This is a genomic window from Azospirillum sp. FG154 (genome assembly GCF_057809575.1).
Map to the genome: position 1 here is coordinate 1 of NZ_JBMDKF010000037.1, position 11,276 is coordinate 11,276.

An 11,276-nucleotide genomic window follows, 5' to 3' on the forward strand; every position below is an offset into this window, starting at 1 on the left:
CCTACGTCGAGCGTCTGAAGGCCCACGGCGTCCAGCCAAGCATGAGCCGCGTCGGCTGCCCTTACGACAACGCCATGGCGGAAAGCTTCATGAAGACGCTCAAGACCGAAGAGGTCGATGGCCGCAGCTACGCCGACATCGCCCAGGCGCGCGCCTGCATCGACCGTTTCATCGACGAGGCGTACAATCGCCAGCGTCTCCACTCGGCCCTCGCTTACAGCCCGCCGGTCGAGTTCGAGGAAAAATCGCCGCCACCAGGGCCGGGCGGCCGCCCGGCCCTGGTGGCATGACCATGCCGGAACATTTTATCCACGTCTCATATCTGGGGGGCGGTCCAGGGCCACGTTCAGTGTTCCAGCTTGCGGGACCGGCAAACGCCGTTGGCGTTGAACCGCCGCACCCGCCGCGCAATCCGCCCGCTGGCGTCGTTCCGCGCGCCGCGCTATGGTCCCACGCATGAGCGACACGCCCCCCCATCCGACCGCATCCGTTCCTGGCCCCGTCTCCGGTTCCGAAGGCGAGTGGTTTGGTTTCAAGCCCGTGGATCCCGACGCCAAGTCGGGACTGGTCCGCGCCGTCTTCGGCAGCGTGGCGACCAACTATGATCTGATGAATGATCTGATGTCGGGCGGCGTCCATCGGCTGTGGAAGGACACGCTGATGGAGATGGTCGCGCCCAAGCCGGGGATGACCCTGCTGGACGTGGCGGGCGGCACCGGGGACATCGCGTTCCGCTTTCTCAACCGGGGCGGCGGGGCCGCCGTCGTCTGCGACATCACCGAGGCGATGGTCCGCGTCGGGCGCGACCGCGCGATCGACCGCAACATTCTGTCGGGCGTGCATTGGACGGTGGGCGACGCGGAAAAGCTGCCCATCGCGTCGCGGTCGGTCGACGCCTACACCATCGCCTTCGGCCTGCGCAACGTCACCCGGATCGACGCCGCCATCGCCGAGGCGCGGCGCGTGCTGAGACCCGGCGGCAAATTCTATTGCCTGGAATTCAGCCACGTCGTGCTGCCGGTGCTGCGCGAGCTGTACGACCTCTATTCCTTCCAGGTGCTGCCGAAGATCGGGCGGATCGTCGCCAAGGACGAGGACAGCTACCGCTACCTCGCCGAAAGCATCCGGCGCTTTCCGGCGCAAGAGGATCTGGCGCGGCGCATCGCGGCGGCGGGCTTCGCGTCCGTGCGCGTGCGCAATCTGACGGGCGGGATCGCCGCCATCCATTCCGGCTGGCGGATCTGACCGACGTGTTCCGAATTCTGCGCAACCTGCTGCGTCTGGCGGTGATCGGCCGCACGGCGGCCCGTTACGACGCCCTGCCCGCCAGCCTGCTGGCCACCGCCCCCGGCCTGTCCTGGCTGTGGCGGCTGATCGCCCGGCGCGGCGTGCCGGGGCGCGACGGCCAACGTCTGGCCCGCGCCCTGGCCGAACTGGGGCCGACCTACATCAAGCTGGGGCAATTGCTGTCCACCCGCTCCGATCTGGTGGGCGAGCGGATGGCGGTCGATCTGGCCGAGTTGCAGGACAAGCTGCCGCCCTTCCCCGGTCGCGACGCCCGCGCCATCATCGAAACGGAGTTCGGGCAACCGCTGTCGGCGCTGTTCGAGAGCTTTGACGACAAACCGGTCGCCGCCGCGTCCATCGCGCAGGTGCATTTCGCCGTCACCGCCACCGGGCAGGAGGTCGCCGTCAAGGTGCTGCGCCCCGGCATCGAGGCGGCGTTCGAGCGCGACATCGACCTGTTCTATTGGTTGGCCGCGCTGGCCGAAGCGGTGCTGCCCAAGCTGAAGCGGCTGCGCCTGCGCGAGGTGGTGGACACCTTCGCCCGCACCTCCCGCCTGGAAATGGACCTGCGGATGGAGGCCGCCGCCGCGTCGGAGCTGGGCGGCAACTTCAAGGACGATCCGACCTTCAGCGTTCCGGCCATCGACTGGGACCGCACCGGCGGGCGCGTGCTGACGCTGGAGCGGATTCGCGGCTTCAAGGTGGACGAGGCGGCGCGGATTGAGGCGGCGGGCTTCAACCGTGACGAAATCCTCGCCATGGCCTCGGCCAGTTTCTTCAACCAGGTGTTCCGCGACGGGTTTTTCCACGCCGACCTCCACCCCGGCAACCTGTTCATCAACGAACAGGGCACCATCACCGCCGTGGATTTCGGCATCATGGGGCGGCTGGATCAAGCCACGCGCTATTATCTGGCCGACATGCTGATCGGCTTCCTGACCGGCGATTACCGCCGCGTCGCCATCGTGCATTTCGAGGCGGGCTATGTCCCCCGCCACCAATCCATCGAGATCTTCACGCAAGCCTGCCGCGCCATCGGCGAGCCGTTGCAGAACAAGCCGTTGAGCGACATTTCGGTCGGGCGGCTGCTGGCCCAGCTCTTCGCCGTGACCGAACAATTCGAGATGGAAACCCAGCCGCAACTGCTGCTGCTGCAAAAAAGCATGCTGACCGCCGAGGGCGTCGGACGCCTGCTGAACCCCACCATCAACATGTGGGAATTGGCCCGCCCGCTGATCGAGCAATGGATGCGCGAGAATCGCGGGCCGGAGGCGCAGATCGTCGAGGATGTCGGCGCCGCGCTGTCCACCATCCGCCGCCTGCCCGCCCTGGTCCGCGAGGCCGAACGCGTGACCGCCGACATGGCGACCGGCGGCCTGCGCCTGCACCCGCAGACGGTGCGCCAGATGCTGCAAGGTTGGGACCGCCGCCGCCGCAGCGACCGCCTCGCCTTGTGGGTGATCGCCGGGTTGCTGGCGGTGATCGTTCTGAAGATTATCTGAAAACCATCAAACGCATGATCCGCCGCGTTTTTCCAGGCGCGGCGGATTTTTTGCGCGCCGCCGAAAAGCGCCTGAATGGACACGGCGCGCCGGAAAGAAAAACGACAATCCCGACGACCGCTCAACGATGATATACTCACGTATGCAGCGGAGAGATTGCTTCGAGATCGCAGCTTTTTACGACGCGATCATTGGGATAAAGCAATCAAAAGGATTGTTCTAGACTTGCGAAAACTGGAGTGCGCGAGAATGATGATGGTTCATTGACGCCATTGTCCGTGCAGGCGATGGTCTCACCCGACAACACCGGGGGCGTGCCGTCATGCCAACCACTCATTCCCCCCTGCCGGTGAAGCAAGCTCCCGCGTCGCCTCGCATGGTGGAGCCGGTGGCCTGGATGCTGACGGCGGCCCTGCTGTTCGCCGCTGGAAACGCCACCGTCCGCCATGTGGCGATGAGCCTGCCGTCGCTGGAAATCGTCTTCATCCGCAATCTGCTGTCCGTCGTCTTCATGCTGCCCTGGATGTTGACCAGCGGCGCGGCGCCCTGCCGCGCCGTGATCGCGGGCGGGCGGTTGGGCCTGTTCTGGTCGCGGGCGGCGATCAGCGTCACCGCGATGATGGCGTGGTACTACAGCCTCGCCCACATCCCGTTGCCCACCGCCACCGCGATCAGCTTCACCACGCCGCTGTTCGCCACGCTCGGCGCAGCCCTGTTCCTGCATGAACGCGTCCAGATCCGACGCTGGGGGGCTGTGTTCGTCGGTTTGGCCGGGGTGCTGATCGTGCTGCGCCCGGATGGCGGGCAAATCAACGGCGCTTTCGCCATTTTGATGCTGCATTGCGCCGCCGCCGCCGCCGCCCTGCTGCTGACCCGGCGGTTGACCCAAACCGACGGCATTCCGGTCGTCGTCGCCTACATCAGCCTGTTTTCCGCGCCAATGGCGGCGCTTCCGGCTGTGCTGGCGCCGTCCCTCTTTGTTTGGGTCTGGCCGACCTGGACCGAGATGGGATGGTTGCTGCTGCTGGGCGGCGTGTTGACCCTGGCCCAATTGGCGATGACCCGCGCGCTGTCGCTGGCTCCGGCCTCGGCGATGATGCCCTATGATTACGCTCGCCTGCCCTTCAGCGCGGCGATCGCCTGGATCGCCTTTGGCGACATGATGGATTTGTGGGGGTGGATCGGCGCGGCGGTGATCGCCGGATCGGCGCTCTACACCATGCACCGCGACGTCGCCCAATCCCGCAGCCTTCAGGCCGGAAACGATCCACAGCCGCGTCAACGGGCGGCCTGACACGCCGCAGCCCTCCCGGCGGAACCCTTTCCAATCGCGCATAGCGCCAATGTTCCGCGACGCGCACCGTTAACCATACGGTAGAGTGTGGTGGCGCGCGCGCATCTGCTATAACGGCGCTCATCCCGTGGCCGGTCTCACGGCCCAATCGCGTCAGGAGGAAACAGCATGAACATCGCCGGTCTGTCCGCCATCGTCACCGGGGGTGGTTCGGGCATGGGGGCGGCGACCGCCCGCCATCTCGCCACACAGGGCGCCAAGGTCACGGTGCTGGACGTCAACAAGGACGCCGTGGAGCAGACCGCGCGGGAGATCGGCGGGCTGGGTCTGGTCTGCGACGTCACCGACAGCGAGTCGGCGGAACGCGCGTTCGAGGCGGCCCGCGCCGCCCACGGCCCGGCCCGCATCGCCATCAACTGCGCGGGAATCGCGCCCGCCCAGCGCATCGTCGGGCGCGACGGCGCCATGCCGCTCGACTCCTTCCGCAAGGTGATCGAGGTCAATCTGATCGGCAGCTTCAACATCCTGCGTCTGGCCGCCGCCGACATGGCCAAGCTGGATCTTCTGGAATCGGGGGAACGCGGCGTCATCATCAACACCGCCTCGGTCGCCGCCTATGAAGGGCAGATCGGGCAAGCCGCCTACGCCGCGTCGAAGGGCGGCATCGTCGCCCTGACCATCTGCGCCGCCCGCGATCTGGCGCGCAGCGCCGTGCGCGTGATGACCATCGCCCCCGGCCTGATCGGCACGCCGATGCTGCTGGGCATGCCGCAAGAGGTGCAGGACAGTCTCGCCGCCACCGTTCCCTTCCCCAAGCGTTTCGGTCGCCCCGACGAATACGCCCGCCTCGTCCAGCATATTCTGGAGAATGAAATGCTGAACGGCGACGTCATCCGCCTGGACGGCGCGATCCGCATGGCCCCGCAATAAGGGCCGCGCGCAACAGCCTCTCTGGAAACGGCCCCCTCACCGGGGCCGTTTCGCGTTTCTGGGGTCTGATTCCCACGCTGACGGCTGATTTGGTTGAACTCACCCCCCGCCGTCCCAATCTCTACACCCTCGCCCCTTCCTTTCGCCCCCAACCTTGCGCGGGAGATCCATGCATTCCGGCCCCTTGATCGCCATTCTCGTCGCCGGCATCGGCCTTGCCTTCGTCTTTGCCGCGCTGGCGCACCGGCTGCGGGTGTCGCCGCTGGTCGGCTATCTGCTGGCTGGGGTGGTGGTCGGGCCGTTCACGCCGGGCTTTGTCGCCGATCAAGGGCTGGCCAACGAATTGGCCGAAATCGGCGTCATCCTGCTGATGTTTGGCGTCGGTTTGCATTTCTCGCTGAAAGATCTGCTGTCGGTGAAGACCATCGCCGTGCCGGGGGCCGTGGTTCAGATCACCGTGGCGACGCTGCTGGGCGTTGGGCTGGGCTGGCTGATGGGCTGGTCGCTGATGGCGGGCGTGGTCTTCGGGCTGGCCCTGTCGGTCGCCAGCACCGTGGTTCTGCTGCGCGCCTTGCAGGAACGGCGGTTGGTGGAGACGGATCGCGGACGGATCGCCGTCGGCTGGTTGATCGTCGAGGATCTCGCCATGGTGCTGGCCCTGGTGGTGATTCCGGCGGTGGCCGGGGCGATGAAAGGCGACGCGGGCGGCGCGACTGGGGTCGCGGGCGGCCCCTTCGGGCTTGGTCTGAGCGGGGTGTTGCTGGTGACGCTGGGCAAGGTCGCGGCCTTTGTCGCCGTGATGCTGATCGCCGGGCGGCGGGTGATTCCCTGGATTCTGCATTGGGTGGCGCACAGCGGATCGCGGGAGCTGTTCCGGCTGGCCGTGCTGGCCATCGCGTTGGGGGTGGCCTTCGGCGCCGCCGAGTTGTTCGGCGTGTCCTTTGCGCTCGGCGCGTTTTTCGCCGGGATGATCCTCAGCGAATCGGCGCTCAGCCAGCGCGCGGCGGAAGAAACCCTGCCGCTGCGCGACGCCTTCGCCGTGCTGTTCTTCGTGTCGGTCGGCATGCTGTTCGACCCGTCCATCCTGGTCCGCGCGCCGTTGGAGTTGGCGGCGACCCTGCTCATCATTCTGGCAGGGAAGTCGCTGGCGGCCTTCCTGATCGTGCGGGCCTTTGGCCGCTCCACCGGCACGGCCCTGACCATTTCCGCCAGTCTGGCGCAGATCGGCGAGTTTTCCTTCATTCTCGCCGGTTTGGGCGTTGGTTTGGGGATTCTGCCGCCGATCGGGCAGGATTTGATCCTGGCCGGGGCCATTCTGTCGATCCTGCTCAACCCGATTCTGTTCGCCCTGCTGTTCCGATTCGTGCCGGTGGAAGAGGCGGCGACGCCCGCAGCCGCGACAACCGACGACGCGCCCACCCTGGAGCCGACCGGCCTGGAGGGGCACACCATCCTGGTCGGCTACGGCCGGGTCGGCTCGGTGATCGGGGCCGGTCTGAAGGACAGCGGCACGCCCTTCGTCGTCATCGAGGACCGGGCCGACCCGTCCCAGGCCGCCCGCGCCGACGGGGCGGAGGTGCTGTTCGGCAACGCCGCCGATCCGACCGTGCTGCAAGCCGCCAACCTCGCGGCGGCGCGGCGGCTGGTCGTCGTCATCCCCGACGCGTTCGAGGCCGGACAGGTGGTCGAGCAGGCGCGCAAGACCAACCCGGCCCTGGAGATTCTGGCCCGCGCCCATTCCGACGCCGGAGCCGCCCATCTGCGGGCCTGCGGCGCGAGCGAAACGGTGATGAGCGAACAGGTGGTCGCGCACGCCCTGTTGCGGTTGGTGAGCGAGGGAACGGGCGGTTGATCTTCTGTTTGAATATGAGAAAATTTTGAAATTGTACGCTTGACATACAACTACGTTCATATTATGATATGCGTATTATTGATTGTTGGGGCGATTTAAGCCCCACCCCATAAACTTTCAACCCAACGCCGATTCCTTTTGGAAACTCCCCCCATGATTCATTCATTTTCCGATCAAGACACCAAACAGCTTTTTAACGACGTCCGAGTTGCCCGGTTTCAATCCTGCGAACAGAGCGCCCGGCGGAAACTCGCCATGCTGAACGCCGCGTCAAACCTTTCAGCGCTCCGCATTCCCCCTGGAAACCGCTTGGAAGCGTTGCAGGGAAACCGCGCGGGCCAACACAGCATCCGCATCAACGATCAGTGGCGAGTCTGCTTTCGATGGATCGATGGACACCCCCACGACGTCGAGATCTGCGACTACCACTGACACCGACTTATAAGGAACCTTCCGAATGTCCGACCTTCTGCCCCCCATCACTCCGGGCGAAATCCTGAAGGAGGAGTTCATGGAACCGCACGGAATCAGCGCCAACCGCTTGGCGCGCGACATCGACGTCCCCGCCAACCGGGTCAGCGAAATCATCGCCGGACGCCGGTCGATCACGGCGGACACCGCCTTGCGGCTTGGCGCTTATTTTGACATAGAGCCGCAATTCTGGCTGAACCTGCAAACCCATCACGATCTGCGCGTCGCAACCCGCGAATCCGGGCCGATCATCGCTCAGCGCGTCCGTCCTCTGCGCGCCGCGTGATGGAGACCAAAATGCAGCCACGCATCAGCCTTGTCACCCTGGGCGTCGCCGATCTGCCGCGCGCCCGGCGCTTTTACGAGCAGGGGTTGGGCTGGACGCCCTCCCCGGCGGGCAACGAGAACGTCGCCTTCTACCAGTTGGGCGGCATGGCTCTGAGCCTGTATGGCCGCGCGGCGCTGGCCGACGACGCCCATCTGACCGACGCGGGCGACCCGGCGCGCTTCGGCGGCATCACGCTGGCGCACAATCTGCGCTCCAAGGAAGAGGTGGACGCCCTGATGGCCGAGGCCGAACGGGCGGGCGCGCGCATCCTGAAACCGGCGCAGGAGGTCTTTTGGGGCGGCTATTCCGGCTATTTCGCCGATCCCGACGGCCATCTGTGGGAAGTCGCCTGGAACCCCTTCTTCCCGTTGGACGAAGCGGGGAATTTGAGTTTGACGTCCGAATAATAGAGAGATGCCGCTTGCGTTCCTTGGAAAGAAACCACACACTTTCTTTCCAAGGAACGATGGAGACCGGCGATGACGGCGCACGCCCAGACGCGCTCCCCGCAAGCGAGCGACACAGCCGCCGCGCAGGTGGTGACGAAGGCGGTGATCCGCGCCGCTGAACAGCTCGGCATCCAAAACAGCGTGCTGGCGCGGATTTTGGGGTTGTCCGAACCCACCATCTCCCGGATGAGGCGGCAGGGCTATCAGATCGCGGCGGCAAGCAAGGAATTCGAGCTTGCCGTCCTGCTGATTCGTCTCTACCGCTCGCTGGATTCGATCACCGGGGGCGACGAAACGGTGTCCGGCGCGTGGCTGAAAAACACCAACACGGCGTTGGGGGGAAAGCCGCTTGACCAGATCCAGACCATCAGCGGGCTTGTGAATGTCATCGCCTATCTGGACAGCCGCCGCGCTGTCGTCTGACGTCACGCCGCTGGACGGAAGCGGCTGGCGGCTGGTGGAGGCGCAGCACCGCTGCTCCACCTTGAAGCTGGTGGACAGTCTGGACGAGCAGGCGATTTTGGAACGCCTGATCGACGGAACCAAGCCGCCGGTTCCAGCCCCCTGCCAACATCTTCATTTCCTGCTGTCCACGCCCTTCCGCTACGACGCCGAATACCCGCATGGCTCGCGCTTTCGCCGGGCGGGTCGGACGGCGGGGGTGTTTTATGCGGCGGAAGCGGTTTCAACGGCGGTGGCGGAACTGGCCTTTTACCGGCTGTTGTTCTTCGCGGAATCCCCCGGCACGCCGTTGCCCGCCAACCCCGGCGATTACACGGCCTTCAGCGTTCAATACAGCGCCGAACAGGGGTTGGATCTGACCCACCCGCCTTTTGACCAGCAGGCTGCGCTGTGGACTCATCCAACCGATTATGGCCCCTGTCAGGATTTCGCCGACGCGGCGCGCGCGGCGGGCGTCCAGGCGATCCGCTACGCCTCCATCCGCGATCCGCAGAGGGGGGCCAATCTGGCGCTTCTTGATTGCGCGGCCTTCGCCAATCCGGCGCCGACCGCCTTGCAAAGCTGGCGGCTGTTCGTGCGCCGCGACAGCGTGCAGGCTCTCTGCGAGTTCCCGCGCCAAAGCCTGGAATTCTCCAAGGCCGCCTTCAACGACCCCCGCCTGTCTTGACAACCGGGTTCCAAGGGCCTTTCGGCCCTTGGCGGGAGGGTCGCGGGAGGGCCGCGCCCTCCCGCCAACGCGCTTCTCTGCTTACCCCAGCTTCTGCTTGGCCATCGCGCCCAGACGCAGGCGGAGCGCGTTCAGCTTGATGAAGCCTTCGGCGTCCTTCTGGTTGTAGACGCTGTCCTGCTCGAAGGTCACATAGTCCATGCGGTAGAGCGAGTTCGGCGACTTGCGGCCGACCACCGAGACCGTGCCCTTGAACAGCTTCAGACGCACCGTGCCGTTCACGACGTCCTGGGTCTGGTCGATCAGGGCCTGCAACGCCAGACGCTCCGGCGACCACCAATAGCCGCAATAGATCAGCTCGGCGTAGCGCGGCATCAGCTCGTCCTTCAGGTGGCCGGCGCCGCGATCCAGGGTGATGCTTTCCATGGCGCGGTGGGCGACCAGCAGGATGGAGCCGCCCGGCGTCTCGTACACGCCGCGCGACTTCATGCCGACGTAACGGTTTTCGACCAGATCGAGACGACCGATGCCGTTCTCGCCGCCCAAACGGTTCAGTTCGGTCAGGATTTGCGCCGGGGTCATGCCGACGCCGTTGATGGCGACCGCGTCGCCGTTCTTGAAGTCCACCTCGATGTAGGTCGGGGCGTCGGGGGCCTTTTCCGGGGCGACCGAGCGGGTGAACATGTCCTCGTCCGGCTCGACCCACGGGTCTTCCAGCGCCTTGCCTTCGTAGGAGATGTGCAGGAGGTTGGCGTCGGTCGAATAGGGGGCTTCGCCGCGCTTGTCCTTGGCGATCGGAATCTGGTTCTTTTCGGCGTAGTCCAGCAGCGTGGTGCGGCTGTTCAGATCCCATTCGCGCCACGGGGCGATGATGGTGATGTCAGGGCGCAGGGCGTAGTAACCCAGCTCGAACCGCACCTGGTCGTTGCCCTTGCCGGTGGCGCCGTGCGACACGGCGTCGGCGCCGACGAGGTTGGCGATCTCGATCTGGCGCTTGGCGATCAGCGGCCGGGCGATCGAGGTGCCGAGCAGATAGGTGCCCTCATACAGCGTGTTGGCGCGGAACATCGGGAAGACGAAGTCGCGCACGAACTCTTCGCGCAGATCGTCGATGAAGATGTTTTCCGGCTTGATGCCCAGCAGCTCCGCCTTCTTGCGGGCCGGCTCCAGCTCCTCGCCCTGGCCGAGGTCGGCGGTGAACGTCACCACCTCGCAGGAATAGGTTTCCTGAAGCCATTTCAGGATGACGGAGGTGTCGAGGCCGCCCGAATAGGCGAGCACAACTTTCTTGACCTGCTTCTTGGACGCGCCGCTCATGGGACTGCTCTTGCGGTGTGGGAAAAGGGATATAGGGCGCGACCGTAAGGCCTTTCCCCCCCGCCTTCAACCCCCGTTCAGCCCCCGCTTTCAAGCGTCCGCGTCGTCGTCCGCCGGTGGCGAGGCCTCCACCCGATCCACGAAGGGCCAGTGGATGTAGGCGAACAGCCAGATCGCCAGCACGTTGACGTAGGGAACCAGCAGGAACAGCACCCACAGCGGGCTGCGCCCGGCCTTGGCCACCACCCAGCCGCCCGCGACCATGCTGTAGGTCATGACCAGCGAGATGATGAGATAGAACTGCCAGGGTTCCAGATCGTTGATGAAGGCCATCACAGGCTCCTGCGGGCTTTGGTCGCGCGCTTTTCCCGCACCGGCAGAACCGGCCAGCGGCTGTGCGCCAGAACGCCGATGACCGGCACCAGCCCGAAGGGGACTAGCGCCAGCAACGCCCACCAAGACGACAGACCGGCCCGGCGCAGAATGCGCCACAGCGGCCAGACGATGGCCAGATCGAACAGCAGCAACCCGAACAGCGGGCTGTTGACGATGTCCTGAAGGAACTCCAACACAAAACCTCTCCGGCGGGGCGACGACCGATCATGCGGCCCTCAGAGAAGCGCGGGCCGCCCGGTTTGTCGAGGAAAACGTCCAACCCATCCGATCCGAGAGCCATCGGGCCTCGACATTGGGGTCTTCTCCAATGGAATGGGGAAC

Annotated in this window: 14 protein-coding genes; 11 read left to right on the plus strand and 3 right to left on the minus strand. The window is 65.6% G+C overall.

The annotated features are described in order from the left end of the window. The 11 genes from ACODS4_RS26160 to ACODS4_RS26210 all read left to right on the plus strand — a co-directional run. Positions 1 to 290: transposase (locus ACODS4_RS26160; protein ID WP_488868600.1), on the plus strand; the 290-nt coding region annotated here is incomplete at its 5' end. Positions 291 to 456: 166 nt separating this feature from the next. After that, positions 457 to 1,245, plus strand: coding sequence for a class I SAM-dependent methyltransferase (locus tag ACODS4_RS26165; RefSeq protein ID WP_488868601.1), 789 nt, complete (start codon positions 457 to 459; stop codon positions 1,243 to 1,245). A gap of 5 nt (positions 1,246 to 1,250) precedes the next feature. Further along, complete coding sequence (ubiB, locus tag ACODS4_RS26170) at positions 1,251 to 2,789, plus strand: 2-polyprenylphenol 6-hydroxylase (RefSeq protein ID WP_488868602.1); 1,539 nt, start codon at positions 1,251 to 1,253, stop codon at positions 2,787 to 2,789. Between the two features lie 322 nt (positions 2,790 to 3,111). Next, positions 3,112 to 4,083: a DMT family transporter gene (locus ACODS4_RS26175; protein WP_488868603.1), complete on the plus strand. Its 972-nt coding sequence runs from the start codon at positions 3,112 to 3,114 to the stop codon at positions 4,081 to 4,083. A 168-nt stretch (positions 4,084 to 4,251) separates the two neighbouring features. Further along, on the plus strand, positions 4,252 to 5,013 hold the full coding sequence (locus tag ACODS4_RS26180; RefSeq protein WP_488868604.1) for an SDR family NAD(P)-dependent oxidoreductase: 762 nt from the start codon (positions 4,252 to 4,254) through the stop codon (positions 5,011 to 5,013). A 169-nt stretch (positions 5,014 to 5,182) separates the two neighbouring features. Next, positions 5,183 to 6,865, plus strand: coding sequence for a YbaL family putative K(+) efflux transporter (gene ybaL, locus ACODS4_RS26185; RefSeq protein ID WP_488868605.1), 1,683 nt, complete (start codon positions 5,183 to 5,185; stop codon positions 6,863 to 6,865). Between the two features lie 153 nt (positions 6,866 to 7,018). Then, on the plus strand, positions 7,019 to 7,297 hold the full coding sequence (locus ACODS4_RS26190) for a type II toxin-antitoxin system RelE/ParE family toxin (protein ID WP_488868606.1): 279 nt from the start codon (positions 7,019 to 7,021) through the stop codon (positions 7,295 to 7,297). A gap of 25 nt (positions 7,298 to 7,322) precedes the next feature. Further along, entirely contained in the window at positions 7,323 to 7,622 is a 300-nt protein-coding gene (locus tag ACODS4_RS26195; RefSeq protein WP_488868607.1) for a HigA family addiction module antitoxin, read from the plus strand. Positions 7,623 to 7,633: 11 nt separating this feature from the next. Continuing rightward, a complete protein-coding gene (locus ACODS4_RS26200) occupies positions 7,634 to 8,071 on the plus strand; it encodes a VOC family protein (RefSeq protein ID WP_488868608.1) in 438 nt (145 codons plus the stop codon). Between the two features lie 72 nt (positions 8,072 to 8,143). Further along, positions 8,144 to 8,536, plus strand: a complete 393-nt coding sequence (locus ACODS4_RS26205; protein ID WP_488868609.1) for an antitoxin Xre/MbcA/ParS toxin-binding domain-containing protein — start codon at positions 8,144 to 8,146, stop codon at positions 8,534 to 8,536. Continuing rightward, positions 8,496 to 9,242 carry an RES family NAD+ phosphorylase gene (locus ACODS4_RS26210; RefSeq protein ID WP_488868610.1) on the plus strand — a complete coding sequence of 249 codons (747 nt, stop codon included), beginning with the start codon at positions 8,496 to 8,498 and terminating at the stop codon, positions 9,240 to 9,242. The genes ACODS4_RS26205 and ACODS4_RS26210 overlap by 41 nt, the downstream gene beginning before the upstream one ends. An 81-nt stretch (positions 9,243 to 9,323) precedes the next feature. Here ACODS4_RS26210 and ACODS4_RS26215 read toward each other — a convergent pair whose 3' ends face one another. The 3 genes from ACODS4_RS26215 to ACODS4_RS26225 all read right to left on the minus strand — a co-directional run bounded on the left by ACODS4_RS26215 (position 9,324) and on the right by ACODS4_RS26225 (position 11,131). After that, complete coding sequence (locus ACODS4_RS26215) at positions 9,324 to 10,559, minus strand: argininosuccinate synthase (RefSeq protein WP_488868611.1); 1,236 nt, start codon at positions 10,557 to 10,559, stop codon at positions 9,324 to 9,326. Between the two features lie 90 nt (positions 10,560 to 10,649). Then, positions 10,650 to 10,892 carry a hypothetical protein gene (locus tag ACODS4_RS26220; protein ID WP_488868612.1) on the minus strand — a complete coding sequence of 81 codons (243 nt, stop codon included), beginning with the start codon at positions 10,890 to 10,892 and terminating at the stop codon, positions 10,650 to 10,652. Beyond that, positions 10,892 to 11,131 (minus strand): hypothetical protein, encoded by a 240-nt coding sequence (locus ACODS4_RS26225; RefSeq protein WP_488868613.1) that lies wholly within the window; start codon positions 11,129 to 11,131, stop codon positions 10,892 to 10,894. Before ACODS4_RS26225 ends, ACODS4_RS26220 begins: the two co-directional genes overlap by 1 nt. Positions 11,132 to 11,276: the final 145 nt, after the last annotated feature.

Excerpts from the sequence above, each read along its gene's own strand:
- ACODS4_RS26165 (WP_488868601.1), top strand. The coding sequence starts at position 457 with ATGAGCGACACGCCCCCCCATCCGACCGCATCCGTTCCTGGCCCCGTC.
- ACODS4_RS26175 (WP_488868603.1), top strand. The coding sequence starts at position 3,112 with ATGCCAACCACTCATTCCCCCCTGCCGGTGAAGCAAGCTCCCGCGTCG.
- ACODS4_RS26180 (WP_488868604.1), top strand. The coding sequence starts at position 4,252 with ATGAACATCGCCGGTCTGTCCGCCATCGTCACCGGGGGTGGTTCGGGC.
- ybaL (WP_488868605.1), top strand. The coding sequence starts at position 5,183 with ATGCATTCCGGCCCCTTGATCGCCATTCTCGTCGCCGGCATCGGCCTT.
- ACODS4_RS26190 (WP_488868606.1), top strand. The coding sequence starts at position 7,019 with ATGATTCATTCATTTTCCGATCAAGACACCAAACAGCTTTTTAACGAC.
- ACODS4_RS26195 (WP_488868607.1), top strand. The coding sequence starts at position 7,323 with ATGTCCGACCTTCTGCCCCCCATCACTCCGGGCGAAATCCTGAAGGAG.
- ACODS4_RS26200 (WP_488868608.1), top strand. The coding sequence starts at position 7,634 with ATGCAGCCACGCATCAGCCTTGTCACCCTGGGCGTCGCCGATCTGCCG.
- ACODS4_RS26205 (WP_488868609.1), top strand. The coding sequence starts at position 8,144 with ATGACGGCGCACGCCCAGACGCGCTCCCCGCAAGCGAGCGACACAGCC.
- ACODS4_RS26210 (WP_488868610.1), top strand. The coding sequence starts at position 8,496 with ATGTCATCGCCTATCTGGACAGCCGCCGCGCTGTCGTCTGACGTCACG.
- ACODS4_RS26215 (WP_488868611.1), bottom strand. The coding sequence starts at position 10,559 with ATGAGCGGCGCGTCCAAGAAGCAGGTCAAGAAAGTTGTGCTCGCCTAT.
- ACODS4_RS26220 (WP_488868612.1), bottom strand. The coding sequence starts at position 10,892 with ATGGCCTTCATCAACGATCTGGAACCCTGGCAGTTCTATCTCATCATC.